The sequence below is a fragment of the Streptomyces sp. NPDC006602 genome (assembly GCF_042870385.1).
Lineage (GTDB): Bacteria > Actinomycetota > Actinomycetes > Streptomycetales > Streptomycetaceae > Streptomyces.
Window position 1 is genome coordinate 48,362 of the sequence record NZ_JBIAHG010000017.1, and the last position, 25,750, is coordinate 74,111.

Annotated in this window: 21 protein-coding genes and 3 pseudogenes; 12 read left to right on the forward strand and 12 right to left on the reverse strand. The window is 70.6% G+C overall.

What is annotated here, in order from left to right:
- Window positions 1–26: 26 nt before the first annotated feature.
- Window positions 27–1,157, reverse strand: coding sequence for an alpha/beta hydrolase-fold protein (locus ACFYO2_RS32465; RefSeq protein WP_388356099.1), 1,131 nt, complete (start codon window positions 1,155–1,157; stop codon window positions 27–29).
- Window positions 1,158–1,245: 88 nt separating this feature from the next.
- On the opposite strand from ACFYO2_RS32465, the gene ACFYO2_RS32470 reads away from it, so the two are divergent.
- From ACFYO2_RS32470 to ACFYO2_RS32480, 3 genes and pseudogenes are all read left to right on the forward strand, one after another.
- The gene (locus ACFYO2_RS32470) at window positions 1,246–1,458 is read left to right on the forward strand and encodes an MbtH family protein (RefSeq protein ID WP_388356101.1); all 213 of its coding nucleotides are present in this window, start codon (window positions 1,246–1,248) and stop codon (window positions 1,456–1,458) included.
- Window positions 1,459–1,464: 6 nt separating this feature from the next.
- Window positions 1,465–2,686 (forward strand): annotated as a pseudogene (locus ACFYO2_RS32475) (amidohydrolase).
- Window positions 2,683–2,928, forward strand: a complete 246-nt coding sequence (locus tag ACFYO2_RS32480) for a hypothetical protein (protein WP_388356103.1) — start codon at window positions 2,683–2,685, stop codon at window positions 2,926–2,928. Before ACFYO2_RS32475 ends, ACFYO2_RS32480 begins: the two are co-directional and overlap by 4 nt.
- Before the next feature lie 67 nt (window positions 2,929–2,995).
- On the opposite strand, the gene ACFYO2_RS32485 is transcribed toward ACFYO2_RS32480, so the two are convergent.
- A complete protein-coding gene (locus tag ACFYO2_RS32485) occupies window positions 2,996–3,394 on the reverse strand; it encodes a DUF302 domain-containing protein (protein ID WP_388356105.1) in 399 nt (132 codons plus the stop codon).
- An 88-nt stretch (window positions 3,395–3,482) separates the two neighbouring features.
- Here ACFYO2_RS32485 and ACFYO2_RS32490 point away from each other — a divergent pair, with 88 nt between their 5' ends.
- Entirely contained in the window at window positions 3,483–5,648 is a 2,166-nt protein-coding gene (locus tag ACFYO2_RS32490; protein ID WP_388356107.1) for an MMPL family transporter, read from the forward strand.
- Window positions 5,649–5,784: 136 nt separating this feature from the next.
- On the opposite strand, the gene ACFYO2_RS32495 is transcribed toward ACFYO2_RS32490, so the two are convergent.
- Window positions 5,785–6,072 carry a metal-sensitive transcriptional regulator gene (locus ACFYO2_RS32495; RefSeq protein WP_388356109.1) on the reverse strand — a complete coding sequence of 96 codons (288 nt, stop codon included), beginning with the start codon at window positions 6,070–6,072 and terminating at the stop codon, window positions 5,785–5,787.
- A 429-nt stretch (window positions 6,073–6,501) separates the two neighbouring features.
- Between ACFYO2_RS32495 and ACFYO2_RS32500 the strand changes: the two are divergent.
- The 3 genes and pseudogenes from ACFYO2_RS32500 to ACFYO2_RS32510 all read left to right on the forward strand — a co-directional run.
- Window positions 6,502–6,654 (forward strand): annotated as a pseudogene (locus ACFYO2_RS32500) (glycosyltransferase); the annotation flags it as partial.
- A 187-nt stretch (window positions 6,655–6,841) separates the two neighbouring features.
- Complete coding sequence (helR, locus tag ACFYO2_RS32505) at window positions 6,842–8,989, forward strand: RNA polymerase recycling motor ATPase HelR (RefSeq protein ID WP_388356111.1); 2,148 nt, start codon at window positions 6,842–6,844, stop codon at window positions 8,987–8,989.
- A gap of 793 nt (window positions 8,990–9,782) precedes the next feature.
- The gene (locus ACFYO2_RS32510; RefSeq protein WP_388356113.1) at window positions 9,783–11,042 is read left to right on the forward strand and encodes an MFS transporter; all 1,260 of its coding nucleotides are present in this window, start codon (window positions 9,783–9,785) and stop codon (window positions 11,040–11,042) included.
- Window positions 11,043–11,093: 51 nt separating this feature from the next.
- Here ACFYO2_RS32510 and ACFYO2_RS32515 read toward each other — a convergent pair whose 3' ends face one another.
- Window positions 11,094–11,792 carry an anti-sigma factor antagonist gene (locus ACFYO2_RS32515; protein ID WP_388356115.1) on the reverse strand — a complete coding sequence of 233 codons (699 nt, stop codon included), beginning with the start codon at window positions 11,790–11,792 and terminating at the stop codon, window positions 11,094–11,096.
- Window positions 11,793–11,922: 130 nt separating this feature from the next.
- On the opposite strand from ACFYO2_RS32515, the gene ACFYO2_RS32520 reads away from it, so the two are divergent.
- From ACFYO2_RS32520 to ACFYO2_RS32530, 3 genes are all read left to right on the forward strand, one after another.
- Window positions 11,923–12,255 carry a helix-turn-helix transcriptional regulator gene (locus tag ACFYO2_RS32520; protein ID WP_388356117.1) on the forward strand — a complete coding sequence of 111 codons (333 nt, stop codon included), beginning with the start codon at window positions 11,923–11,925 and terminating at the stop codon, window positions 12,253–12,255.
- Window positions 12,256–12,414: 159 nt separating this feature from the next.
- Window positions 12,415–12,612: a DUF2255 family protein gene (locus tag ACFYO2_RS32525; RefSeq protein ID WP_388356119.1), complete on the forward strand. Its 198-nt coding sequence runs from the start codon at window positions 12,415–12,417 to the stop codon at window positions 12,610–12,612.
- 66 nt (window positions 12,613–12,678) lie between these two features.
- Entirely contained in the window at window positions 12,679–13,344 is a 666-nt protein-coding gene (locus ACFYO2_RS32530) for an SDR family NAD(P)-dependent oxidoreductase (RefSeq protein ID WP_388356121.1), read from the forward strand.
- Between the two features lie 225 nt (window positions 13,345–13,569).
- Here the strand turns inward: ACFYO2_RS32530 and ACFYO2_RS32535 are convergent, their stop codons facing one another.
- A complete protein-coding gene (locus tag ACFYO2_RS32535; protein ID WP_388356342.1) occupies window positions 13,570–14,646 on the reverse strand; it encodes a fatty acid desaturase family protein in 1,077 nt (358 codons plus the stop codon).
- Between the two features lie 553 nt (window positions 14,647–15,199).
- Here ACFYO2_RS32535 and ACFYO2_RS32540 point away from each other — a divergent pair.
- Entirely contained in the window at window positions 15,200–16,381 is a 1,182-nt protein-coding gene (locus tag ACFYO2_RS32540; protein WP_388356123.1) for a N(5)-(carboxyethyl)ornithine synthase, read from the forward strand.
- A gap of 21 nt (window positions 16,382–16,402) precedes the next feature.
- Here ACFYO2_RS32540 and ACFYO2_RS32545 read toward each other — a convergent pair whose 3' ends face one another.
- From ACFYO2_RS32545 to ACFYO2_RS32555, 3 genes are all read right to left on the reverse strand, one after another.
- Window positions 16,403–17,617, reverse strand: coding sequence for an LCP family protein (locus ACFYO2_RS32545; RefSeq protein ID WP_388356125.1), 1,215 nt, complete (start codon window positions 17,615–17,617; stop codon window positions 16,403–16,405).
- A 30-nt stretch (window positions 17,618–17,647) separates the two neighbouring features.
- On the reverse strand, window positions 17,648–19,726 hold the full coding sequence (locus ACFYO2_RS32550) for a bifunctional polysaccharide deacetylase/glycosyltransferase family 2 protein (protein ID WP_388356127.1): 2,079 nt from the start codon (window positions 19,724–19,726) through the stop codon (window positions 17,648–17,650).
- 264 nt (window positions 19,727–19,990) lie between these two features.
- On the reverse strand, window positions 19,991–20,848 hold the full coding sequence (locus tag ACFYO2_RS32555; RefSeq protein WP_388356345.1) for a pectate lyase: 858 nt from the start codon (window positions 20,846–20,848) through the stop codon (window positions 19,991–19,993).
- Window positions 20,849–21,116: 268 nt separating this feature from the next.
- On the opposite strand from ACFYO2_RS32555, the pseudogene ACFYO2_RS32560 reads away from it, so the two are divergent.
- A pseudogene (locus ACFYO2_RS32560) lies at window positions 21,117–21,551 on the forward strand (SDR family NAD(P)-dependent oxidoreductase); the annotation flags it as partial.
- A 290-nt stretch (window positions 21,552–21,841) separates the two neighbouring features.
- Here the strand turns inward: ACFYO2_RS32560 and ACFYO2_RS32565 are convergent.
- From ACFYO2_RS32565 to ACFYO2_RS32580, 4 genes are all read right to left on the reverse strand, one after another.
- Complete coding sequence (locus ACFYO2_RS32565) at window positions 21,842–22,804, reverse strand: electron transfer flavoprotein subunit alpha/FixB family protein (protein ID WP_388356129.1); 963 nt, start codon at window positions 22,802–22,804, stop codon at window positions 21,842–21,844.
- A 16-nt stretch (window positions 22,805–22,820) separates the two neighbouring features.
- A complete protein-coding gene (locus ACFYO2_RS32570) occupies window positions 22,821–23,609 on the reverse strand; it encodes an electron transfer flavoprotein subunit beta/FixA family protein (RefSeq protein ID WP_388356131.1) in 789 nt (262 codons plus the stop codon).
- A 20-nt stretch (window positions 23,610–23,629) separates the two neighbouring features.
- Complete coding sequence (locus ACFYO2_RS32575; RefSeq protein WP_388356133.1) at window positions 23,630–24,376, reverse strand: GntR family transcriptional regulator; 747 nt, start codon at window positions 24,374–24,376, stop codon at window positions 23,630–23,632.
- A gap of 120 nt (window positions 24,377–24,496) precedes the next feature.
- Complete coding sequence (locus tag ACFYO2_RS32580; protein WP_388356135.1) at window positions 24,497–25,690, reverse strand: CaiB/BaiF CoA transferase family protein; 1,194 nt, start codon at window positions 25,688–25,690, stop codon at window positions 24,497–24,499.
- Window positions 25,691–25,750: the final 60 nt, after the last annotated feature.

A 25,750-nucleotide genomic window follows, 5' to 3' on the forward strand; every position in this document is an offset into this window, starting at 1 on the left:
CACGGCCCGTTGCCGTTCCAACCGGCTCATGCGCGGCAGCCCGGCCCGCACGCTCTTAGAGCTCCGAGCGCCCAGGCCACATCCCTGAGCAGGGCCTGCCGCCACCCCGCCCGGTCGTGGCCCGACGCCGACCGCGAAACCCGTACTGTCGCACCGGCCTGTTCGGCCAGGGTCTCGACCAGCTCGCAGTGGGGCAGCATCCGCGTCTCGTGTTCCCCCGCGTCGAACGCGATCCGCAGACCGGACAGGTCGGGGCGCTCCCGCAGACGCGCGGCGATGGCGCCGCCGACCGGGCCGCCCAAGGGGTCCGCCAGGCCCAAAGCGTCGGGCGTCCACCAGAACGACGGCGACTGGCAGGCCACGCGGGACACCAGGTCCGGGAACTCCAGTGCCGCGTACATGGCGCTCAGCCCGCCGAGGCTCTGCCCGGCGACCACCAGCCGGTCCGGGTCGGCCAGAACGCCGGTTTCCGCCACCAGCGGCAGCAGTTCGTCGCGGATCGCCTCCCAGAATTCGCGCCTGCACGCGAACTCGGCCTCCCTGTCCTTGGCCGGAAGGAAGACGAGGGTGACCGGGGGCATCTCGCCACTGGCCACGGCGGAGTCGAACGCCGTCATGGCCGGGTGCAGGTACAGCCAGTCGTCCCCGTCGAGCAGCAGCACCACCGGCCCGCCGCCGCCCGCCGCGTGGACCCGCACGGTACGCCGCCCGCCGAGCCGTTCGCCGGCCCAGCGGAGCCGGGTGCGGGGGAGGGGCAGTACGACATCGGTGCCGGCGCCGATGACGGGCCAGTGCGGCTGGGCCGGGGCGTCCGGGGTCGCGGCGATGGACCGGTCACCGCCCGCACCGGCCGGGTTGAAAGGATCGGCGTACGCCGCGTCGCCCACGAGGAACTGGTAGGTCACCCGCAGCCGCGCGGGCATGCGCACCTCGGCGTACCAGCAATCCGTGTCGCCCCACCGGCGCAGGGGCACCGGCGTCGACCAGCTCTCGAAGCCGACGCTCGCCGCTTCGGACCCGCGCCGCAGGAACAGGGTGACCCAGCCGTCGCCGTCGGGTATCGACGCGGGTGTCCTCGCAGCCGCCCAGAAGGCGTCGGTGCCGGGCGCGCCGCTCAGTCCGAACGCGGCGAAGGTGTCTTCCCCCACCAACCTCATCAACGTCTCCTTGTGGAGCGGAAAGCGAGAAGGCTAAGCTCAGTTTTAATTAGGCGAGCCTAACCTAATTCCTCAGGAGGCACCGCGTATGAGCATCAACCCCTTCGACGACGCCGACGGCCGTTTCCTCGTCCTCGTGAACGACGAGGGTCAGCATTCGCTCTGGCCGTCCTTCGCGGCGGTACCCGGGGGATGGACGATCATCTTCGACGAGAACACGCGAGACGCCTGCCTGGAGTTCGTCGAGGCCAACTGGACCGATCTGCGCCCCCGTTCCCTCACCGGGTCCATGGACGCCTGACGTCCGATGCTCTGCACCAGGCTGACGAACGCCCGCTTCCTCACCATGGACCCCGACCACCCCGTCGCCCACGACCTGGGCATCTGGCGGGGCCGGATCGTGGGCCTGGACGAGGCCGTGTCCTCCCTGCCCGCCCGGGAGGTGATCGACCTGCAGGGCGCCACCGTGCTGCCCGGCTTCATCGACGCCCACGTGCACCTGGCCTGGACCGGGTTCAAGGAGCACACGCCGAGCATCGCGGGCCGCACACGGATCGACGACGTGCTCGCCGTCGTGGAGGAGGCCGTCACCCGGAAGGGTTCGCCCGGCGCCTGGGTGAGCATCGCCGGATACGACCAGCGGGCCCTGGGCCGCCACTTGACCGCCGCCGAACTGGACAAGGTCAGCCACGGGCGCAAGCTGTTCGTGATGCACGACTCCGGCCACGGCTGCGCCGTCAACTCCGCCGTGCTCGATCTGCTCCCCGCCGGCATCCCGCACGACAACGGCTTCCTCGCCGAAGGGGCCATGGGGGCCGCCCGCGCCCTGCGCCTGCCCCACTCCCAGCGCACGGGCGGCCTGCCACCGGCCCTGCGCCAGGGCGGCCCGCGCAACGATCGTGGACGGTCACCTCGCCGGCTGGCAGCTCGCCGTCCACGCGATCGGCGACCGGGCGGCCGACGTCGCCCTGGACGCCCTGGAACGCGCCCAGCGCCTGAGGCCGCGCCCCGGCGCCCGGCATCGCGTCGAGCACGCCGGCCTGATCCGGCCCGACCAGCTCCCGCGCTTCGCGCGGCTCGGCATCAGCGCGGTCGTCCAGCCCAACTTCCTGCGCTACTTCGGCGACGACTACGCGGCGATCATGGGGGAGGAGCGGGCCCCGTGGCTCTACCGCGGCAGGGCGTTCCTGGACCACGGCATCACGCTCGTCGGCAGCTCCGACCGCCCCGTCACGGACGGATCCCCGCTGCGCGCCGTCCAGTTCATGGTCGAGCGTGCCTCGGAGTCCGGCCGGGTGATCGGCCCGAGCGAGGGCGTCACCGTCGACGAGGCCCTGCACGCCTACACGGTCGCGGGCGCCTTCGCCTGCCACTGGGAGGACAGCCTGGGAAGCCTCACCCCGGGCAAGCTCGCCGACCTGGTCGTGCTCGGCGACGACCCCCGGCGCGTCGACACCTCGCGTATCGGAGACATCGAGGTCGTGGCGACATACGTCGACGGCCGCGAGACAGAGAAGGCCACAGCGTGAACACGTCGGAGGACGCCATGAACGCAGACACCGTCCAGAGCTACGCGTACCTCTGGACGGACGATGAGCGTCAGCTCCAGTGGGTCATCTGGAACAGCGCCGCCGGCGCCGAGGTCTTCGACCGGGAGACCAACTGCCCCCTTCCCATCGATGGCGAAGAGGTCCGGCGCGCGGTCCTGAGCCGAATGCGAGCGGCAGGGGTACCCGAGAGCGACGAGTACCCGGGCCGTCCGTGTGGGTAGCACCGGCTCGCGATGTGGGCGGATGACGCCCTGACGCCGACCGGCCGTCGGCACCTCTTCCCCTACCTCACGCATGCTGCTGCGTGAGCGCGTTCAGGGCTTCGTCAAGTCGGCGTGTCGCCGCTTCGGCCACGGGTCGCAGGGCTTCGATTCCGGTGACGGCGGTCATCGTGCCGGGGTCGAGGGCTTGCACGGCGGTGCCGTCGCCCTCGGCGCGCACGACGACGTTGCAGGGCAGGAGCAGCCCGATCGTGCGGTCGATCTCGAGCGCCCTGTGGGCGAGGGGCGGGTTGCAGGCACCGAGGATCAGGTAGTCCTCCATGTCGTGGCCGAGCCTGGCCTTGAGGGTGGCGGCGACGTCTATCTCGGTGAGGATGCCGAACCCCTGCTCGGCGAGGGCCTCGCGTACCGCCGTGACGGTGGTGGCGAAGTCGCTCTTCACATGCACGGTGCGGTCGTAGCGCATTGCGTGGATCCCTTCGAAGCTGAATACCCCCTGGGGTATTGTCTCCTCGCACGATACCCCAGGGGGTATTTCTGTCCAAGGAGGAGCCATGTCCACAACCACCACCGACGCACCCGACACGAACACCGAGGACGCCTCGCCGCCGGGCTCGGCCGGCCCGCTCGGGCGGCTCGGCGCCTGGACCGCCACGCACTTCAAGCGGGTGCTCATCGGCTGGCTCGTCGTCGTCGCCGTGCTGGGTGCGTTCGCCCCGCAGGTGACCTCGGTGCTCTCCGGTGCGGGCTGGCAGAGCAACGGCTCGGAGTCGGTGAGCGTTCGTGAGCTGGCCGAGGAGCACTTCGGCGGCACCGGTTCCTCCGCGATCCAGGTGGTCGTGTCCTCGAAGAGTCACCAGGTGGGCGATCCGGCGGTGCGGCGCGTCGTCGCCGAGGTCACCAAGGAGCTGAAGGCCGACGACCGGATCAGTGAGGTCGTGGCGCCTCAGCCCGGCGCGAGCATCAGCCGCGACGGCAGGACCGCCGTCGTCCTGGGCGGCGCCGCGGCGAACACCGACGACATGGTGCGCGCCGCGGAGGACCTCAAGGAGCCGCTGCGTGAGCTGTCCACCGACGACGTGACCGTGCGGGCCACCGGATCCTCGGTGCTGTGGAGCGACTTCAACACCGCCAACCTCGAGGCGATGATCCACGCGGAGATCCTGTCCTGGCCGGTGACCCTCGTGGTCCTCGTCGTGGCGTTCGGCTCGCTGGTCGCCGCGGGACTGCCCCTGTTGCTCACCATGGCGGGCCTGGCCGCCTCGGTCGGCTCCCTCGTCCTGATCAGCCATGTCACGCCGATCTCCATCTGGGCCATGGACTTCGCCCTGATGTTCGCGCTCGCCCTGGGCATCGACTACGCCCTGTTCCTGGTGATGCGGTTCCGCGCCGCCCTCGCGCACAGCGGTGACCGGAGGCGGGCCGTGGAGGAGACCATGGACACCGCGGGGAAGGCGGTCCTGCTGTCGGGGCTGACCGTGCTCGTCAGCCTGTCCGCGGTGATGCTGGTGCCCGCGCCCGCTGTGCGGACCATGGCGGTCGGCATCATGCTCTCGGTCGTCTTCGTCCTCGCCGCCACCCTGACGCTGCTGCCCGCCGTTCTCGCCAAGCTCGGCTCGAACGTCGACAAGTGGGCGTTGCCCCGTACCCGTACCGACCGGACCGTGTCGCCGCGCTTCGGCGCCTGGGGTGAGCGCCTGTGGCGGCAGCCGCTGCGCTTCGGTGCCCTGGCGCTGGCCGTTCTCATCGCCCTGGCCGTGCCGGTGTTCGGGCTGCAGACGGCGATGCCGTCCATCAAGGTCGTGCCCGAGGACGACAGTTCGCGCCAGGGTTACTCCCTCGTGCAGGAGAGCTTCGGCAAGGGTGCGCCGGGCATGCTGCAGATCGTCATTCCGGATGCCCGGTCCGCCGCCGCGGTCGAGACGCTCACGTCGACGGACGGCATCGCGGGCGTTCTGCCGGCCCAGCAGGCGGCCGACGGATCGGGCTGGAGCCTCATCCAGGCCATGCCGTCCGCCGACCCGTCCGATCCCTCGCTGACGAAGACCGTGGACACGCTGCGCACACAACTCCCCGACGACGCGCTGGTCGGCGGCGCGGCCGTGGAGAACCTCGATCTCAAGCAGGCCCTCGACGACAAGGCGCCGCTCGTCATCGGGGTCATCCTGGTCCTCGGCTTCCTGCTCCTGCTGGTCGCCCTGCAGGCCCCACTGGTCGCCGCCATCGGCGTGCTGACGAACCTCCTCGCCACCGCTGCCGCGTTCGGCGTCGCCAGGCTGATCTTCCAGGACGGGCACCTCTCGGACCTGCTCGGTTTCGAACCGCAGGGCTTCCTCGACGGATGGGGGCCGGTCTTCTTCTTCGCGATGATCTTCGCCATCGCCATGGACTACACCGTCTTCCTGCTGTCCTCCGCCAAGGAGATCCACGAGCGGACGGGCGACCCCAAGGAGGCCGTCGTCGGCGCCCTCGCACAGTCCGGCCGGGTCGTCTTCGCCGCGGCCGCGGTCATGGTCGCCGTGTTCTTCACCTTCGCGCTCGCCGACCCGCTGCCGCCCAAGGAGATGGGCATCGTCCTCGGTGTGGCCGTCCTGCTCGACGCCTTCCTCATCCGGCTCGTCCTGCTCCCGGTCCTGCTCCGCCTGACCGGCCGGGCCGCGTGGTGGTCCCCGGCCTGGCTGCGCCGGGTGCTGCCGAAGATCCGCTTCTCACACAGCTGAGCAGCAGCCAAACAGATACCCCAGGGGGTAATCGCGCTACGGGCCGCGCCGCCGAACCGCCCGAGGAGACGGCCCTGTTGCCCACTCAGGGCTTCGGGCGGCTGCTGCTCCTTCGGGCAGGCGGCGGGCGTCGGCGTCAGGCCAGCGAGAGGAACAGCTTCTCCAGTCGGGCGCGCATCTGCTCGCGGCTCTCGTCGGACTTCCCGTCACCGTCGACATCCGTCAGGCACTGCTGCAGACCCGTGGCGATGATGGCGAAGCCCGCCCGGTCGAGTGCGCGGGACGCCGCGGACAACTGCATCACCACCTCTCCGCAGTCCCGGCCTTCCTCGATCATCCGGATCACCCCGGAGATTTGGCCCTGCGCCCTGCGCAGCCGGTTCAGCACGGACTTCAGTTCCGCACCCGCGAGTTCCAGGTCCACCCTCACTCCTCACCTATACCCCCAGGGGTAATGTACTCTCCCACTGCGGCACCGGTGAGCACCAAGAACGCACTGTGACCATGCATGACCGAGGGGCATCCGCTGCCTGCAGGCCCTGAAGACCGCCGTCGCACGCTGATCACCGACAGAGAGTCGGCCGCGCCCCGCGGGAGTTCCTAGGAGATCCTCCTGGGCCGACGCACGGGCCGTACGCGGCGCGCAGCCGCTTCGCGAGGAGGTTGTCCGTCCCCAGCGGACGACACAAACAAAGGCAAGGAGGTCACTCACTCCTTGCCACTCTCAACTTATAGCGCAGCGGGGGGCTTGCGGCAAGACCCGGGTGATGCCGCAGAATCACCGGCCGAGGCCGGAACCAGCGTGGGGGAGTGACGAAGTGCGTGTGTGGTTGTCGGAGTATGACTCGCGCGCTCCCTGTCGGCCGCGCTCAGGACGGCCCTGATGCCCGAGACCAGCGCACGGGCGAGGGCCGTGGCCGACACCATCCGCACCGACGGGGTGACGGTCGCCGCGAAGCTGCTGCTCGACGCGGTCGGTCGAGAAAGGCCGCCCGTGTCCGCGTGAACCACGCGGAATCGTCGAGCCAGGACCCCGAACACGACAGCCCACGGACCTGGCGACCTGAACCGACACGGCCGCGAGCCAACGCGAGGCGGAGCGTCACCCGTCATGGCCGCCAGGTTCGTCACACCAGTCCGGACGCCTTGCTGCGCACAATGGTCGCGAATGACCTCAGATCGGAGCCGATGCCGTGAACCCGCTGACCACCAGCGTGTTTGACCTTCCCGACCACCTTTCTCCCAAGGCCGACCCCACGCTGATCGCCGGCGACGAGCAGCACTTCGCGGCCATCGCGGAGTGCCTCGAGCAGGCGATCGCCGAACTGTCCGACCGCCTCGACGCCGAGCGCAGGGCGCCGGGCGGTGTGGGCCGGCAGGCGATGGACCGGGACGCGGAGATCCACCGGCTGACCGCTCGGCTGCGCGCACTGCGTCGCTTCGGTCTGGACCTGTGCCTCGGACACATGGTCGGCGCGGACGACCCCGAGCCCGTGTACGTCGGACGGCTCGGCCTGACGGACAGCACGGGTCGTCGGCTGCTGATCGACTGGCGTTCCCCCGCGGCCGAGCCGTTCTTCGGAGCGACCCACGCCAACCCGATGGGGCTGGCGAGCCGCCGCAGGTACCGCTGGACCCGCGGCCGGATCAGCGACTACTGGGACGAGGTGTTCACCGCGGACGGGTTCGTCGGGCACGCCGCGCTCGACGACCAGTCCGCCTTCATCGCCAGCCTGGGCAGCAACCGGTCGCCACGGATGCGAGATGTGCTCGGCACCATCCAGGCCGACCAGGACGCCATCATCCGCGCGGGATCCCGTGGCGCGCTCGTCGTCGACGGCGGCCCGGGTACGGGCAAGACCGTCGTCGCTCTGCACCGCTCCGCCTACCTCCTCTATTCCGACCCTCGCCTCGGTCACCGCCGGGGCGGCGTGCTGTTCGTCGGTCCGCACCGGCCCTACCTGGCCTACGTCGCCGACGTCCTCCCCAGCCTCGGCGAGGAGGGTGTGCAGACCTGCACCCTGCGGGACCTCGTCGCCGAGGGAACCGCGGCAGCGGTCGAGGCCGACCCGGAGGTGGCGCTCCTGAAGTCGTCCGCGACCATGGTCGAGGCGATCGAACCGGCCGTCAGGTTCTACGAGGAGCCGCCCGCCAAGGGGATGACGGTGACGACCCACTGGTCCGACATCTGGCTGAGCGCCGACGACTGGGCCGTGGCGTTCGAAGCGGCAGAACCCGGTACTCCGCACAACGACGCGCGTGACCAGGTCTGGCAGGAGCTGCTCACGATCCTGGTGGACAAACACGAGGGCGAGGTCTCGGCCGACCTGCTCCGCAAGTCGCTGGAGCGGGACAGGGAGCTGCGCACGGCCTTCAACCGCGCGTGGCCGCTGCTCGAAGCGGGCGACCTCGTCGCAGACCTGTGGACGGTACCCGCCTACCTGCGGATGTGCGCTCCCTGGCTCGGCCCCGATGACGTCCGGAAGCTCCAGCGCGAGAACCCCCAGGCCTGGACGGTGTCCGACCTGCCGCTCCTGGACGCGGCACGGCAGCGGCTCGGCGACCCGGAGGCCGCACTGCGTGAGCGTCGACGCAAGGCCTCTGTCGCCGCCGAACGCGAGCAGATGGCCAAGGTCGTCGACACCCTGCTCGCGGCCGATGACGACGGCGAAGGTGCCGTGACGATGCTGCACGGACAGGACCTGCAGGACGCCCTGGTCGACGAGAACGCGCTGCCCGGCACCGACCCGGACCTGCTCGCCGGCCCGTTCGCGCACATCGTCGTGGACGAGGCTCAGGAACTGACGGACGCGGAGTGGCAGATGCTGCTGCTGCGATGCCCGTCCCGGAGCTTCACCATCGTCGGGGATCGTGCCCAGGCCAGGCACGGATTCACGGAGTCGTGGCAGGAACGGCTCGAGCGGATCGGGTTCGATCGGATCGACCTGGCCTCCCTGAGCATCAACTACCGGACGCCGGAAGAGATCATGGCGGAGGCCGAGCCGGTCATCCGGGCCGTGCTTCCGGACGCCAACGTGCCGACCTCCATCCGCAGCGGCGGCGTCCCCGTCGTGCACGGATCCGCCTCGCATCTGAGCTCCGTCCTCGACACCTGGCTCGCCGCACACGCCGACGGGATCGCCTGCGTCATCGGCGATCCCGCGTTCCGGACGACGTCACGCGTCCGGTCGCTGACCCCGGAGTTGTCGAAGGGGCTCGAGTTCGACCTGGTCGTCCTCGTCGACCCGGAGAGGTTCGGCACGGGCATCGAAGGAGCGGTCGACCGCTATGTCGCGATGACCCGGGCGACCCAGCAACTCGTCATCCTCACGAGCTCCTGACGCCGACCGGCCGGACGAACGTCCGGGACGACTCCTCCGCCGTCGTTGAGATCGACCAGCCGGCACTGTACGGCCGGTGACTGGCGTCCTGCACGACGGCGGCTCGGGCACGACGACGGCCGCCCGGGCCGGCGCGTTCCAGGTGGCTTGGTCGGGCAGCCGACGCGCGCGCTCACGCACTGGCCCGCCCGCGTGGTCGGTGCCGGTTCGCCGTCGGCCGGGCGGAGCAGAAGGACACCGACGGCGCATCGGAGACCTGCCGCACGGCGGGTGCTGGCGGGTCAGGCCGAACTCCTCGCCGACCTCAAGGCCGCGCAGGGCGGGCCGTCGTCGTAACCGCCGCGCGCTGGGCCCTGTCGTCACCTTCCCGCCTGCCCCGCGGCGCCATGCACGCTCCCCCCACTGCCTTGAGGGCGTGGGAGGGCCCCACTCGCCGCACCACGCGTTGATCCCGGCCGAGCGCCGGCCCGGTCTGTGAGCAACCACACTCGTCACGGCAACCCCCCGCAGGCCAGAGGCACTTGGTGCCCGGAGGGCGGTGCCGCGGGGGTGCGCCGTCGATGACTCGCCCGTCCCGTCTGCCACGATGGTCCGCGCCGTGACCGACTCGGTGGAGTGACCGCGCAGCGCAGCCGGCGTCCCTCGGTTTCGCCGACCTGTCTGACCTGCCGCCTCGCCTCTCGGGTACCGCACTGTGTCTTCCGCATCCTCCCTTTCCCCTGCCCCTGCTCCTGCCTCGGCCCCGTCCGGGCAGGCGTCACGCTCGCCGTGGCGATCCCTGCGGCACCGCAGCATGCGCTGGTGGTCCGTCGCGAACTTCGTGTCGAACGCCGGCACCTGGATGCAGCTCACGGTGCAGAACCTGCTGGTCCTCCAGATCACCGGATCCGCTGCCGCGACCGGGCTGTCCATGTCGGTCCAGGCCGCCCCCGCCCTGTTCATGAGCCTGCTGGGCGGCGCGGCCGTCGACCGCTGGCCCCTCAAGCTGACGGCGGCCGTAAGCCAGGCCCTGCTCGGCGCGGTCGCTTTCACGACCGCCGTGCTCGTGGCACTGGACCGTCTGGACATGACGTCCTTGATGGTGCTGGCCGCCGTGACCGGCGCGATCGCCACCGTCGACGGACCGGCCTGCGCCCTGCTGGGCAACGACCTCGTTCCCGTGGCGGACGTCCCCTCCGCCATCGGCGTGGGCGCGCTGGTCCACAACGCGGGCCGGCTCGCCGGCACGGCGCTGGCCGGGGTGACGGTGGGCCTGCTGGGCACGCCCGCCGCGTACGCGGTCAACGGGCTGTCGTTCCTCTTCGTCGCCTCGGTCATTCCGTTCCTGCGCCCGGCGTACGACAAGGCCGGGCGGGCCGGGACGGACCACCATGCTCCTGCGCAGCCGCGCGACCGACGGGACGACATGACCGTCCGGGAAGGGCTGGCCTTCTTCGCGCGCCGACCCCGCCTGGTCGCGCTCGCCGCCGTCACCGGCATCAGCGCGGTCTTCGGACGCAACTACGGACTCACCCTCGCCGTGCTGGTCACCGGGCCGCTGGCGGGCGGCGCCGGTGCGTTCGGCTCGGTCTCCACTGTCCTCGCCGTCGGCGGCATCCTCGGGGCGGTCCTCGGCGCCCGGCTGCGCAAGCCCTCGGTCCGGCTCGTGGGCACACTGGCCGCCGCCGGTGGGCTGCTGCAGGTGGCGGCCGGACTGTCGCCGTCGCTGGCCGTGCTGCTGGTGCTCGTGCTGCCGATGGCCGTGGTGGAGTCCGTCTCCGACACCGCCGGAACGGCCGTCCTGCAGACCGACCCGCCCGCTCACCTGCGGGGTCGGGTGCTCGGGGTGTGGAGCAGCATCGGCACCGTGTGGGGCCTCGGTGGGCCGCCGGCGCTGGGTCTGCTCATGGAAACGGCCGGAGCACGCGGGGCCCTCGTGACCGGCGGCCTGCTCATCGCAGGCGCGATCGGTGCGGGCTTCGTCGTGCGGGCACGCCGCGTCCCGGAGCCGGTGGCCCTGCCGACCAAGCCGGGCGACGTGATGGAACAGGAAGCGCTCGGCGCTGCCGCCTGACGGCTCGCCGAACGACTCGTACGGCGTCCCGGCGCGCCGATCAGCACCCGGTCATCTTTCCTGGTCGCCGGGTACCGCACAGGACCTGCGGAGCTTGCCGACCGTCGCGGCCACCTGATGCCGGAGCGGTTCCGGCAGCCCGTCTCCGTTGACGGCATTGACCAGCCCGTAGGCCACGTCACGCAGTTTGGTGTTGGTGTTCTGGGAGACGTCGACCAGCACCGTCCAGGCACCCTCGGCGCTCAGACCGAAGGAGGCCATCAGCACCCCGCGGGCCAGGTCGATGACCGGCCGGGTCTCCATGGCCCGCTTCAGGTGCATGATCTCCGCCCGCAGCTCGGGCTCGCTCGCCCCCTCCGTGACAACGAAGAGGGACAGCGTCCCGGTGCCCGCGAGGACTCTGCGCACCGCGGGGCTGGCGGCCTGAACGGCCAGATCCTTGCCGGCCTCCCGAGCGTGCCGACGCACGCGTATCAGGACACCGAGGCCGGAACAATCACAGAAATCGACGCCGCTCAGGTCGAGATCGATTCCGTGGACCGATCTGCCGAGGGCCCGGAGCAGGGCCTCGCTGAGCGCACGGACCCCGGCGATGTCGATCTCGCCGGTCACCACCACGGCCGTTCGGTCGCGGGCAGGATGTGTTTCGATCCACAGCGAGGGCTGCTGGTGACCGCTCGCCGGGCGGGTTTCCGCGGAGGCGGTCTGGTCTCCGCCTGTGAGCTGCACAGGAAGCGTACGTTCTGACATCGTGGCCACTCCCCGAGGCGACGTGCATCCTCCGCACCAGCGTCATCCCGGCGGAACTCGTACGTCAAGGGATTCAGGAAACCGTATTCAGGCTTTTGAACGCACGAACGGGCACTTCTACCATGTAGGTATGGGTGACGTACCTGAACGGCACATCGGTTGGACATTCCTCACCAACCACGCCCGCGTGCTGGCCGCGATCGCCGACGATCCGACCACACGCATCCGCGACATCGCAGCGCGGTGCCGGCTCACCGAGCGGGCCGTCCAGAAGATCGTTTCAGATCTGGAGGCGGACGGCTATCTCAGCCGCACACGTCAAGGGCGGTCCAACACCTATCGCATCGAAGAGGGGACGATTCTGCGCCATCCCGCCGACTCGGGGCTGACGGTCGCGGGCCTCCTCTTTCTCCTTGCCCAGCACGACGCGGAACACAGCGGTGAGGTCCACAGCGGGAAGTGACGCTCCGCGGGGCCGTCTCCGATCCCGCGTTCCACAAGGCCCTGCTCGACGAACTGAGCCGAATCACCGGCGTGCGCCTGCCCTGAACCCGGCGGGTACTGCCAGGTCGGGACGGGGGAGCGGTGGCATCGTCCGCCACGGCTGCCGACGGGCCGTCCGATGCGGGTGCTTCTCTTCGCGGGTATCGAGGCCGGCGGCGTCGAGAAGGACGTGGCGTTCGAGGACGTCGACGGCGAGATCAACGACGCGGTCAACGCCGCCTACCGCAGCCGGTACGGCCGCTACTCCGGCGCTACCATCCAGCGCATCACGAGCACCACCGCGGGCTCGACGACCATGCGGCTCCTGCCGCGCTGACCGCCAAGGGAGAAGTGCCATGTCCACTGTCTTCGTCATCGACGCCTCGACCATCGAGTCCGTGTCATGACCACCCTGGTGATCATCGGTGCGGGGCCGGGCCTCGGTGCCGCGGTCGCGCGTCGGTTCGGCCGCGAGGGCCACGAGGTCGCGGTGATCGCCCGTGACCGGGGGCGGCTGGACACCCTGGCCGCCGAGCTCTCGGGCGACGGCGTCACAGCGCGCGGTTTCATCGCCGACGTACGCGACCCGAAAGCCCTGCAGGCCGCCCTGGACGCGGCGCACGCCACCCTGGGCCCGATCGAGATCCTCCAGTACAGCCCGGTCCCGCACCGGGACTTCATGCGACCCGTTCTGGAGACCACCCCTGCGGACCTCACCGGCCCCCTCGAGTTCTCCGTCCACGGTCCGGTCGCCGCCGTACAGCAGGTGCTGCCGGACATGCGGACGCTCGGCCGCGGCACGATCCTGTTCGTCAACGGCGGCACCGCTGTCGTCCCGCACCCCGATCGTGCGGGCACCTCGATCGCCTTCGCCGCCGAGAGCGCCTACGGCCATATGCTGCACGACGCGCTCGTTCCCGAGGGCATCCATGTCGCGCAGTTGATCATTCCCGGCGCGATCGTCCCCGGCCACCACCGCAAGGACCCCGCCGTACTGGCGGACACCTTGTGGGGACTCCACCGGGACAGGCACGGGTTCCGGCACTTCGCCGACGACCTCGACTCCTGACAGAGGCCGGAGACGTAGTCCTGGACGGCACCGCCGAACCGGGACGCGTCTTCGACCGCACCGTTTCCCTGTGGGAGGCACCTGAGAGGTGCCGAGCCATGGACGAGCGCCGGTCGCTGAAGGTCCTCGTCACTCCGTAGGGCCAGGGAACCCGGGCGGCGGTCGGCACATCACCGCTGGCGCCCGGGCTGAGCGGGACCGCCGCCGAGCCCCGGAACGGGCCGGTCAGTACTCCAGCTCGGGGCGGAGCGGGCCGCCGACCGCGTGCAGGTGCCGCAGTACCTGGGCGTAGGAGTTGAACAGGCCGGTCTCGTGGTAGGCGATGCCGTGCCGGGCGCAGAACGCGCGCACGAGTTCCTGGGCATGGCGCAGGCTGGACCGCGGCATGGAGGGGAACAAGTGGTGTTCGATCTGGTAGTTCAGCCCGCCGAGCGTGAAGTCGGTGAACCGGCTGCCACGGATGTTGCGCGAGGTCAGTACCTGCCGGCGCAGGAAGTCGATCTTGGCGTCCTTGGCGAACATGGGCATGCCCTTGTGGTTGGGGGCGAACGAGCACCCCATGTACAGCCCGAACAGCCCCTGGTGCACGAGCAGGAAGCACACGGCCTGGACGGGAGGCAGCACCCAGAACACGGCGACGAGATAGCCGACGAGATGCGCCGTCAGCAGGCTCGCCTGGCCCGCCTTGGCCATCCGCGAGGCGCGCATACCGGTGCCGTCGAACAGCGCCTTGACCCCGGCGACGTGCAGGGCGAGTCCTTCCAGGAGCAGCATCGGGAAGAACAGCCAGGCCTGGTGACGGGCCAGCCAGGCATACGCTCCGCTGCGGACGCGGGCCTGATCCTCGGTGAAGGCGATCGCACCGTCGGCGATGTCGGGGTCGCGGTCGATGTAGTTGGGGTGGGAGTGGTGCCGGTTGTGCTTGGCGATCCACCAGCCGTAGCTGAGGCCGATCAGCAGGTCGGCGTGCATCCGGCCGAGCAGGTTGTTGACGCGTTTGGAGGCGGCGATCTGCTGGTGCCCGGCGTCGTGCCCGATGAAGCCGGTCTGGGTGAACATCACCGCCAGGAAGGCCGCGGTCAGCAGCTGCCACCACGACTCCCCGATGAGGGCGAACGCGGTCCAGCCGGCGGCCAGCAGAAGCAGGTTCCCCCCGACCTTGAGGGAGTAGTAGCCCGGGCGCCGTTTCAGCAGCCCGCTCTGCCTCACCTCGCGGGACAGCGCGGCGTAGTCGCTGCCCCGGCTGCCGGGCGGAGGTTTCGGCGGTCCGGCGTGATCGGCCGGTTCGATGCCCCGGTTCATGATGTCAGTGGTCACAGTTTTCCTTTCGGAGTGGATGCGGGCCGGTGCCGGCGGCGCGGGGGCAGGGCGCCGCGTGCGGGTAGCCCGCGGGGAGGCAGCGCGAGGCAGGCCCGCGGTGCGGACCTGCCTCGTAAAGTGGCCTCAGAGCACGCGGACCGGGTCCGCGTGCGGGCCCTCGGGGCCCTGGCTTCCTTGAGCCATACGTTGTCTCCTTCGAGACGGCGAGTGGGACGGAGGACGCGCGCCTGCGCGATCCCGGGCTGCTGGTCGCCAGCCGTCGAAGAAAACCCCCGAAACGACGAAGCGCCCGCTGTCAGAACTCCGCGGGCGCTTCCACGTTCGCAAACTTCCACTACAACCACTCGCTCCAACGTCCGGCGCGCGGGGATGGTTCCCGGCCCCGGCGGGGAGGGGTCCGGCGCCGGCGGGAGGGGTCCGGCGACGCTCCGACGGTCGGCTCCGGGGACCGGAGGGGAGTACGGTTGGCGGCATCGAGCGCACTTCGCATGCCGTCATCCGTTACGGCATCGCCCTCGCGATGATGAGGAAGCGCATGAGCCTTTTGAGCCTCGGAGTACTCGCCTCCTCCCGCAAGGAAAACGAGTTCCGACTGCCGCTGCACCCCGCCCACCTCGACCGTATCGCCCCGGACGTACGCGAGAGGATCTTCCTCGAGCAGGGCTACGGCAACCGGTTCGGCGTCGCCGACGACGCCCTGCGACCGCTGGTGGCCGGCCTGCGCTCCCGTGAGCAACTCCTCGCCGAGTGCGACGTGTTGCTGCTGCCCAAACCCATGCACGAGGACGCCGCCGCGCTGCGCGAGGGCCAGGTGCTGTGGGGATGGCCGCACTGTGTGCAGGACGAGAAGATGACCCAGCTCGGCATCGACCGACGGCTGACCCTCATCGCCTGGGAGGCCATGAACCACTGGACCTCCACGGGCGCCTTCAGCGTCCATGTGTTCCACAAGAACAACGAGCTCGCCGGCTACTGCTCGGTGCTGCACGCCCTGCAGCTCGGCGGGCTGACCGGCAGCTACGGGCGCCGCCTGCGCGCGGTGGTCCTCAGCTTCGGCGCCACGGCGCGCGGAGCGGTCACGGGTCTGGGCGCCATGGGCGTGTCCGACGTCACGGTGCTCACCCAGCGGGCCGCGGCGGCGGTGGCCTCGCCGATGCCGTCGGTCGTGATGGGCCACTTCGAGGAGCAGGAGGACGATCCGTCGAAGCTGCGGGCCTTCACCGCGGCCGGTTCCGTGCCGCTGGCGGAGTACCTGGCCGGCTTCGACATCATCGTCAACTGTGTCCTGCAGGACACCGACGCGCCGCTGATGTTCGTCACCGAGAAGGAACTCTCCCTGTTCCGGCCGGGAACCTTCTTCATCGACGTCGCCTGCGACGAGGGCATGGGCTTCGAATGGGCCCGCCCGACCTCCTTCGGCGCCCCGATGCACACGGTCGGTCCGGACTGCCACTACTACGGGGTGGATCACAGCCCGTCCCACATGTGGAACTCGGCGACCTGGGAGATCAGCGAGGCGCTCCTTCCCTACCTGCGCAAGGTCATGAGCGGCCCCGAAGCCTGGGAGGCCGACGTCACCCTCCGCAAGGCCATCGAGATCCGCGACGGTGTCGTACTGAACCCGAAGATCCTGTCCTTCCAGCACCGGACGGCCGCCTACCCCCACGGCCCTGAGGCCCCCGCCCCGGCGCGGCAGCGCTCCGCGCAGCCGGCCTGACCAAGCCCACGCCCGTCACGGTCACGCCCCTTGCGCAGCAGTCACCGGCCGGTCATTTCGCAACTGCGCGAAGAGTTTCCGTGCCCGGCGGTCGTCCCACTGCACGGCACTGCCCTTGGACGTGGCAAGGGCGGGGTTGGAGACGGGCACGTTGAGCTGCCTCCCGTCGCCCGCGGTGACGCCCCGCATCGCCTGGAACAGCGACATGAGATCCCGTAGGTCCGTGTCCTTGTCGACCACGAGTGTGTCGAGGCCCGCGCTGAGGGTCGGGAAGGACTTGGCCGGGTTGAGGAGCGTCCCGGCGGTGGCGGCCTTCCTGGCGAGCGCGGTCAGGAACTTCTGCTGGTTGCGGGTACGGCCCAGGTCGCCCTGGGCTTCCTGCTTGCGCTGCCGGACGAACGCCAGCGCCTCGGTGCCGTCGAGGGTCTGGCAGCCCTTTTGCAGGTCCGCGCCCGAGTTCTTGTCCTTGATGGCCCGGTCCAGGCAGATGTCCACGCCGCCGACCGCGTCCACCACGCCGACGAAGCCCGCGAAGCCGATCTCCGCGTAGTGGTCGATGCGCAGTCCGGTGTTGCGTTCCACGGCCCGGACGAGCAGGTCGGGGCCGCCGAGGGAGAACGCGGCGTTCAGTTTGTCCGGCTCGGCGGAGAAGCTCTTGCCGGTCTCGGGACGGACGTAGGGCGGGACGGTCACCCACGAGTCGCGCGGCAGGCTCAGCATCGTGGTGCCGTTCGCGCCGGTGTGGAGCACGATCATCGAGTCGGTGCGGCGGCCCTCGGCCGAGCCGGTGCGCAGGTCCTTCCTCGCCTGCTCGGACAGCCCGTCGCGGCTGTCGGAGCCCACGATCAGATAGTTGGTTCCCTTCCCGCCGGCCGGGCGGTCCGGGAGCGCGTTGAGGTCGACCTCCTGGTCGAGCTCGGTGTCGGCCCACACATACGTCCCGACGGAGGAAGCGAACAGCGCGCAGACCAGGAGGACCGTCAGCCGTACGATCTTGCGGCGGCGGGAGGGACGGGGCTTGCGGGACCTGCCGCCGCCCATGTCCCCGAGCGGCCGGCGCCCGTGCCCCGTACGGCCCGGCGTGGCGGGGGAGGGCATGCCCGGCAGTGGCGCCGTACGCGTCGTGGGCAGGGCCCCGGACCCTGGCGCGGCCCGGCCCGTGACGAAGTGCGGTGGCCCCGCCACCCCACCGCTTCGGTCGTAGTGGCCCGCCGGGCGGTCGGTCCCGTCACTCATCAGCCTGCTCAGTCCCTCACCACATCGGGATCATCTCGTCGGCAGACTCTTATACGAGGCCGGGCCGCCGATCTGTTCAGCGGCGGTTCCGGAACGCTTCATGCGCTGCCAGGTCAGCCGGCTGCCCAGCAGGGCGGCGACCACGGACTGGATGACGACCAGATACATCAGCTGGCGGTAGACGAACAGCTGGAACGGCATCGACCACAGGGCCCGCTTTCGCTCCCCGTCGAGCTTCAACGCGTAACCGGCGCAGGCCAGTTGGACACCCAGGAAGGCGAACCACACCGCGGCCGCGCTCAGGGGATCGAGGAACAGCACGCCGTACAGGGCGAACACGTCGATGACCGGCGCGAGCAGCGGCAGGACGACCTGGAAGAGCGCGAGGTAGGTGAGTCCGCGCCGGCCGAAGCGCCCGGCCACGCCCACCTCCAGGACGGCACCGCGGTGCTTCCACATGGCCTTGATGGTGCCGTAGCACCAGCGGTAGCGCTGGCGCCACAACTGGCGCAGGGAAGTGGGCACTTCGGTCCAGGCGACGGCGGACTCCTCGTAGAGCACCCGCCAGCCCGCCCGCCACAGCGCCATCGTGAGGTCGGTGTCCTCGGCGAGGGTGTCGTCGCTGACCCCGCCGACGTTCATCAACGCGTCCCGGCGGAAGGCCCCGATGGCACCGGGGACGGTCGTCATGCACTCCAGCACCTCGAACATCCGGCGGTCGAGATTGAAGCCGAAGCAGTACTCGAGATGCTGCCATTTGGCGAGCAGGCCCCGCCGGTTGCCGACCTTGGTGTTGCCGCTGACGGCGCCGACGGCCGGGTGCGCCAGCGGCTGCACGAGATGGTGGATGGCGTCCGGTTCGAAGACGGTGTCGGCGTCGACCATGACCACGATGTCGTAACTGGCGTACTGAAGGCCGGTGTTGAGGGCGGCGGCCTTGCCGCCGTTGGGCTTGCGGATCACCAGCACGCGCGGATCGCCGATGCCCTCGGCGAGATCCGCCGTACGGTCCGTCGAGCCGTCGTCGACCACGATGATCTGCAACCGGGGGTAGTCCGAGGCGAGCAGGGAACGGACGGTGGACTCGATCCCGGCCTCCTCGTTGTAGGCGGGCACGAGCACCGTCACCGGCTCCGTCACCTCCCGCAGCCAGGGCGCGCCGGGCCGGGAGCGCTCCAGCCGCCGGACGTGCGCACGGGCGAAGACGGCGAGCAGCACCAGGCGCAGCACCCCGAGAGCGCCCGCGATGCCGAGCGTCCAGGTCATGGCGTCGGAGAAGGCCCGCCCGATGGCGGTGGCCCAGACCAGGGCGGTGCCACGCCACCTCTCGAGGGCCGACACCGGAGCGTACGGGGTGAGCCGGAGCCCTGCCGAGACGGTGGTGAAGCGGTCGACGCTCCGGTTCTCGAGCAGCCTCTGCGTCTGCCGGTAGGCGGTCTCCGTCTGGCTGAGCTGCCGGACCATGCCCTGTGCCGGTTTCCGGGACGCCTTGTCGGCGGCGACCAGGACGTAGCCCTGGGCGGTGGCGCGGCGCGCCGCCTGCCACTCGCGGCCGCACAGGGTGTCCGGCGAGGTGGTGCGCGGCATCCGCAGCAGATTGGTGCGCAGGCCCGCGGCTCCCGCCAACGCGCTCTGCGTGAGGTCCAGTTCGGCGGAGAAGCGGACGGACGAGGCCTCGCCCAGGGCGCCACCGGTGTAGGTGTTGGAGCCGATCTCGTGCCCCTCGTCGCGGATCCGCCGTACCAGGTCCGGATGGCGGGCCGCCTGTGAGCCGAAGAGGAAGAAGGTGGCCTGCGCCCGGTGCCGGCGCAGCAGGTCGAGCAGGCGCGGGGTCCACACGGGGTCGGGGCCGCCGTCGAAGGTGAGCGCGACGGTGCGGGCCGGCATCGAACCCGTTTGTATCCCGTTGCGATTGATCCCCACCACGGGGCCGCCGCCGACCACGGCATCGGGTGCGGGCGAGGTGCAGGCGGACCGCGTCGTCGCCCCGTCGACCTCGTGGTTGGTCCAGCCCTCGAAGAGCAGGGCCGCGAACATCGCGGGGAGGACGAGGATCAGTAACAGCCAGTGTCCGCGCGGGTCGCGGGACTGCTTGTGCCGAGCCTTCACGGAACGTCGTCCCCCCTTTCGGCCGATGTGCCGCGCGGGGCACAAGTGGTCGGTACCTCAAGGGACTTGGGGTACGCCTTGGCACTCCGACAGGCCGCGTTCCCGGCCGTTCTTCTCCAGTCGTACGTGTCGGGGCGCGAGGCGCGGGGGGACGTCTTCTTCCACTGCTGCACGGGACTGGAGTTACGCATGGGGCGCGAGTCTAGCCACAGCCTTTCGATTGCATGGCCATAACACCGAGCCTCACAGGAACGTGGCGTCGGATCACTTGTAGGCGATGGCCGACGCGCTGTAACGGCAGTACGTGCCGTCCGGGCCGCTGCCGACCTTGCTCGGCTCCGCCCCGCTGGTGTTGCCCTGGAAGCGCTCGCAGACGGTGATGTCCCTGCCGCTGTCGCCGACGATCGTCACACCGGAGAGGGTGGCGGTGTCCCCGTAGTTGGCGTTGATGCCGACGAGCACCTTCCCGGGGCTGGTCGCCCTGACGTTGTCGATCACGACATGCCGCTTGTACTGCGTGTCGCAGTTGCCGCACGAGCGGTACAGCTTGCCGAACTCGGCGACCTGGAAGTTCCTGATCGTCAGCGTTCCTGCACCGTTGTGCTGGAAGACCTTGTCGTCCGCCTTCCGAGCGCCACCGCCGATGACGAGGTACGTGGCGGAGGGGGACGTGCCCTTGAAGGTGGCCGCGTCCTCGCCGACGTCCTGCCACCACACGTTCTGCAGGGTGCAACTGCCCAGACAGTGCACGCCGTCGGCGGCCGGTGCGCCGAGGACGACGTTCTTCAGGACGGCTCCGTCGGCGAGTTCGAAGACGGGGTCCTGGTCCTCGTCCTGGCTGTCGCCGCCCAACGCGCCGGATCCGTAGAAGCGTTGCAGGCCGCCGTCGTAGCTGCCGGAGACCTTGATGGTGGAGGTCACCGGCCTGCCCCCGGTGGCGGTGGGCCAGGAGCCGAGGGCGGAGACGGGGGACGGGGATGCGGCGGAAGCGGTCGCGGACTTGCTCGCCGAAGCCGAAGCCGAAGCCGAGGCCGACTTCGAGGCCGAAGCCGACGCCGAAGGAGACGGGGAGGAAGGCGAGGCCGAACCCGAAGGCGACGCCGAAGCCGTCGGCGAGGACAAGCTCTTGACCGCCTTGCCCGAGTCCGGCCCGGAGGCCGATGACCTCATCAGGACGCCGCCGGTGATCGCGCCCCCGACCAGGGCGGTGGCCACCACGCTGATCAGAACAGTACGGCGGTTCGGTCTCCCGCGCCGGGTCCGGCGGTGCAGGGCTGCTCTTCGACTCACGTGATGACCTTCGTTCGGCAGTTCGTGGAGCGCGTCGGCTACCAGTCGCCACCGCTCCCGCAAAGGTTGCCGGGATTCTGTGAGACGTGCGTTAGCGTGGCCCGGCGCCGCGGACGTCACCGCCGACGACATGCGGACGGCGTTCGAGACGAACGTCTTCGGCGTGGTCCGCGTCACCCATGCTTCTCTGCCCCTGCTGCAGCGGTCGGCCGCGCCGGTCGTGGTCAACGTCAGCAGCGGTCTCGGCTCGGTCACCAACGTCTCCGATCCGAGTTCACCGGCCTGTCACTACCCGGGCGTCGCCTACCCGGCGTCCAAGGCCGCGGTCAACATGATCACCGTGCAGTACGCGAAGGCGTTCCCGGCCATGCGGATCAACGCCGTGGAGCCCGGCTTCACCGCGACGGACCTCAACGGGAAAACCGGCACGCAGACCGTCGAGGAGGGCGCCGAGATCATCGTCCGCATGGCGCAGGTCGGCCCCGACGGCCCGACCGGCGGCTACTTCGACGCCAAGGGGACCCTCCCCTGGTGAGATCACGGCTGCACGAGCCGAGGCGCCGAGCTCTCCGCCCGCTGCAATGTCCCGGCCTCCCGCGTCAACTCCCGTGAACTGCCCAGCAGTCCGTCCAGCACCAGGGCCCGCCGCACGTGTCGGTGCGGCGGGTGCTCGGCGGTGAATCCGATGCCTCCGACGACCTTTCCGTGAGTCCCGGCTGCTGGGGCCGACTCCGATCAGCCAGGAGACGGTGCTCAACTACGTGTCCCAGCACGCGCTGGGGCTGCCCAGGTCGTACTGACCCGGACAGCCCCAGACTCGATCGGTCAGCCCTTGCGGGTGTTGATCTCCTCGGTGAGCTGGGGGACGACGTCGAAGAGGTCGCCGACCACGCCGTAGTCGACGAGGTCGAAGATCGGGGCCTCGGCGTCCTTGTTGACCGCCACGATCGTCTTGGAGGTCTGCATGCCGGCCCGGTGCTGGATGGCGCCGGAGATGCCGGAGGCGATGTACAGCTGCGGGGAGACGGACTTGCCGGTCTGGCCGACCTGGTTGGTGTGCGGGTACCAGCCCGCGTCGACGGCGGCGCGGGAGGCGCCGACGGCCGCGCCGAGGGAGTCGGCGAGGGCCTCGATGATGGCGAAGTTCTCGGCGCCGTTGACGCCGCGGCCGCCGGAGACCACGATCGCGGCCTCGGTCAGCTCCGGACGGCCGGTCGACTCGCGGGGGGTGCGGGCGGTGACCTTGGTGCCGGTGGCCTGCGCGGAGAAGGACACCTCAAGGGCCTCGACCGCGCCGGCGGCCGGCGCCGGCTCCACGGCCGCGCTGTTGGGCTTGACGGTGATGACCGGGGTGCCCTTGGCGATGCGGGACTTGGTGGTGAACGAGGCCGCGAACACCGACTGGGTGGCCACCGGGCCCGCGTCGCCGGCCTCCAGGTCGACGGCGTCGGTGATGATGCCGGAGCCGATGCGCAAAGCGAGCCGGGCGGCGATCTCCTTGCCCTCCGCCGAGGACGGCACCAGCACGGCGGCCGGGGACACGGCGGCCACCGCGGCCTGCAGCGCGTCCACCTTCGGGACGACCAGGTAGTCGGCGTACTCGGCGGCCTCATGCGTGAGAACGCGGCTCGCGCCGTGCTCGCCGAGGACGGCGGCGGTGTCGGCGGCGCCGTTGCCCAGGGCGACGGCGACCGGCTCGCCGATGCGGCGGGCCAGGGTCAGCAGCTCCAGGGTGGGCTTGCGGACGGCGCCGTCCACGTGGTCGACATAGACGAGAACTTCAGCCATGGATCCGTGACCTCTCTCAGATGAACTTCTGGCTCGCGAGGAACTCGGCGAGCTGCTTGCCGCCCTCGCCCTCGTCCTTGACGATCGTCCCGGCGGTGCGCGCCGGGCGCTCGGTCGCGGACTCGACGACCGTGTAGGCGCCCTCCAGACCGACCTCCTCGGCCTCGATGTCGAGGTCCGACAGGTCCCAGGCCTGCACCGGCTTCTTCTTCGCCGCCATGATGCCCTTGAAGGACGGGTAGCGCGCCTCACCCGACTGGTCGGTCACCGACACCACCGCCGGCAGGGACGCCTCCAGCTGCTCGGTGGCGGAGTCGCCGTCCCGGCGGCCCTTCACCACCCCGTCCTCCACCGTGACCTCGGACAGCAGCGTCACCTGCGGCACACCCAGGCGCTCGGCCAGCAGCGCCGGCACGACACCCATGGTGCCGTCGGTGGAGGCCATGCCGGAGATCACCAGGTCGTAGCCGGCCTTCTCGACCGCCTTCGCCAGCACCAGCGAGGTGCCGATGGCATCCGTGCCGTGCAGGTCGTCGTCCTCGACGTGGATCGCCTTGTCGGCGCCCATCGACAGCGCCTTGCGCAGCGCGTCCTTGGCATCCTCCGGACCGACGGTCAGGACGGTGACCTCGACGTCGTCATCGGAGTTCTCGGAGATCTGCAGCGCCTGCTCGACCGCGTACTCGTCCAGCTCGGAGAGCAGACCGTCCACGTCGTCCCGGTCGACGGTCAGGTCATCGGCGAAGTGCCGGTCGCCGGTGGCGTCGGGCACGTACTTCACAGTGACAATGATCCTCAAGCTCACAACCCTCTCCTGTTTCCATGTCAGTGACCGCTGCGTCGCAGCCGCACGCGGTACGAGTAGTGCTCGGGCAGAAAGTGACTGATCGCCAGCTCCACGAGCTGTCCGGCGACCGACTGGTAGACGCGGTCGATGCGCAACAGCGCCCGGCCCGGTTCGCAGCCCAGATGGTCCGCGAGTTCGGGCGTGGCCTCGGCGACGGTGATGCTCTGCTCGGCCTCGGCGATCGACTCGGGCAGCCGCCCGTCGAGCAGTCCGATGACGGTGAAGTGGCTGGGTGTGACCGGCTCCGCCAGCTCCGGAACCGGCTCCAGCAGCCGGCCGACGTCGGGCGGCAGGAAGACGGAGGTGTGACAGAACACGGTGTCCTCGTGCAGACGGAGGAAGGCGAGCTTGTACACCTGGTCGGTGTGCAGACCGAGTCGGCCCGCCGCGTCCACGTCGACCCGCCGGTGCAGGGGCGTGACGACGTCCATGCGGGTGTCTATGGACAGCCCCATCAGGTCGTCCACCGATCCGAACTGGCGCAGGTACTGCTCCTCGCGGGGCGCGGCGAAGGTGCCGCGGCCCGGCACCCGGTGGACCAGCCCCTCGGCGACCAGGTCCTGGAACGCCCGCCGCACGGTCTGCCTGCTGACCCGGTGCCGCTCCGCCAGCTCGGCCTCCGTGGGCAGCCGTACGCCCTCGGGATAGTCGTGCCGCAGGATCGCCGCCCGCAGCTCACGGGCGAGCCGCAGATAGGTGCTTTCACGCTGTGCCGACTCAGCCATGCGACCCACCTCGCGCCACCGACCGGGCCGCGAACGTCACGCTCATCGCTCGTGGCTTCTCCACGGCAGCCACTCGTCTCTTCTCCGCGGCAGCCACTCGTGTCCCCTCCACGGCAGGCATCAGACCACCGCGTCGGCGCGCAGCGCCTCGAAGTCGTCGCGGCCGAGGCCGAGTTCGGCGAGGATCGCCCCGGTGTGTTCGCCCGCCGCCGGAACGGGGTCCATCCGAGCGGACATGCCCGCGAGGTCGGCCGGCGGGAGCAGCGCCTGAACCGTGGCGCCGCCCGGCACGCCCACCTCGCGCCAGCGGTCGCGGGCGGCCAGGACCGGGTGGTCGAGGAACGCGGCGACGTCGTTGACCCCGGCGCAGGCGATGCCGATGCCCTCCAGGTCCTCGAGGATCTTGGCGGCGTCGGACCGGGCGCAGCGTTCGGCCACCACGGCGTTGAGCTCCTCGCGGTGGGTGACCCGGTCGGAGCCGGTGGCGAAGCGTGGGTCGTCGGCGAGTTCGGGTCGGCCGAGGAAGCGGGCGCACAGGGCGACCCACTCGCGTTCGTTCTGGATGGAGAACAGCACGTCCTTGCCGTCGGCGGCCGTGAAGGCGCCGTAGGGGGCGATGGTGGCGTGCTGGGTGCCCAGGCGCGCGGGCTGGGTGCCGCCGTACCGGGTGTAGTAGGCCGGCTGGCCCATCCACTCCGCCAGCGCCTCGAACAGGGAGACCTCCACCGGGTGTGCGGTGCCGGTGGTGGCGCGGGTGTACAGGGCGGTGAGGATGCCGCTGTAGGCGTACATCCCGGCGGCGATGTCGGCGACGGAGATCCCGACGCGGGCGGTCTCGTCGGCGGTTCCGGTCAGGGAGACCAGACCGGTCTGGCACTGCACCAGCAGGTCGTACGACTTGCGGTCGGCCCACGGTCCGGAGGTGCCGTAGCCGGAGATCGTGCAGGGGATCAGCCGGGGGAAGCCCTCGGCGAGGGCGGCCGCGCCGAGGCCGAGGCGGTCGGCGGCGCCCGGTGCGAGGTTCTGGACGAACACGTCGGCGCCGTCGAGCAGTTGGTGCAGGATCTCCAGGCCTCGCGGGTCCTTGAGGTCCAGGGTGAGGGACTCCTTGGAGCGGTTGAGCCAGACGAAGTAGCTGGAGTGGCCGTGGACGGTCGTGTCGTACCGGCGGGCGAAGTCGCCGTCGCCCGGCCGCTCCACCTTGATCACGCGGGCGCCGAGGTCGGCGAGCTGCCGGGTGGCGTAAGGAGCGGCCACGGCCTGTTCCAGGCTGACCACGGTGATCCCGGCCAGGGGCCGCTGCGGGACGCTCATGCGGCCCATTTGTACGGCCAAATTCGAGAGCCTGTCAACGGCGACCTCCCACCCGCCACC

Coding starts and splice junctions, on each gene's coding strand:
- ACFYO2_RS32465 (WP_388356099.1), bottom strand. CDS start 1,157: ATGAGGTTGGTGGGGGAAGACACCTTCGCCGCGTTCGGACTGAGCGGC.
- ACFYO2_RS32470 (WP_388356101.1), top strand. CDS start 1,246: ATGAGCATCAACCCCTTCGACGACGCCGACGGCCGTTTCCTCGTCCTC.
- ACFYO2_RS32485 (WP_388356105.1), bottom strand. CDS start 3,394: ATGCGCTACGACCGCACCGTGCATGTGAAGAGCGACTTCGCCACCACC.
- ACFYO2_RS32490 (WP_388356107.1), top strand. CDS start 3,483: ATGTCCACAACCACCACCGACGCACCCGACACGAACACCGAGGACGCC.
- ACFYO2_RS32510 (WP_388356113.1), top strand. CDS start 9,783: ATGCGCTGGTGGTCCGTCGCGAACTTCGTGTCGAACGCCGGCACCTGG.
- ACFYO2_RS32515 (WP_388356115.1), bottom strand. CDS start 11,792: ATGTCAGAACGTACGCTTCCTGTGCAGCTCACAGGCGGAGACCAGACC.
- ACFYO2_RS32520 (WP_388356117.1), top strand. CDS start 11,923: ATGGGTGACGTACCTGAACGGCACATCGGTTGGACATTCCTCACCAAC.
- ACFYO2_RS32525 (WP_388356119.1), top strand. CDS start 12,415: ATGCGGGTGCTTCTCTTCGCGGGTATCGAGGCCGGCGGCGTCGAGAAG.
- ACFYO2_RS32530 (WP_388356121.1), top strand. CDS start 12,679: ATGACCACCCTGGTGATCATCGGTGCGGGGCCGGGCCTCGGTGCCGCG.
- ACFYO2_RS32535 (WP_388356342.1), bottom strand. CDS start 14,646: ATGAACCGGGGCATCGAACCGGCCGATCACGCCGGACCGCCGAAACCT.
- ACFYO2_RS32540 (WP_388356123.1), top strand. CDS start 15,200: ATGAGCCTTTTGAGCCTCGGAGTACTCGCCTCCTCCCGCAAGGAAAAC.
- ACFYO2_RS32545 (WP_388356125.1), bottom strand. CDS start 17,617: ATGAGTGACGGGACCGACCGCCCGGCGGGCCACTACGACCGAAGCGGT.
- ACFYO2_RS32565 (WP_388356129.1), bottom strand. CDS start 22,804: ATGGCTGAAGTTCTCGTCTATGTCGACCACGTGGACGGCGCCGTCCGC.
- ACFYO2_RS32575 (WP_388356133.1), bottom strand. CDS start 24,376: ATGGCTGAGTCGGCACAGCGTGAAAGCACCTATCTGCGGCTCGCCCGT.
- ACFYO2_RS32580 (WP_388356135.1), bottom strand. CDS start 25,690: ATGAGCGTCCCGCAGCGGCCCCTGGCCGGGATCACCGTGGTCAGCCTG.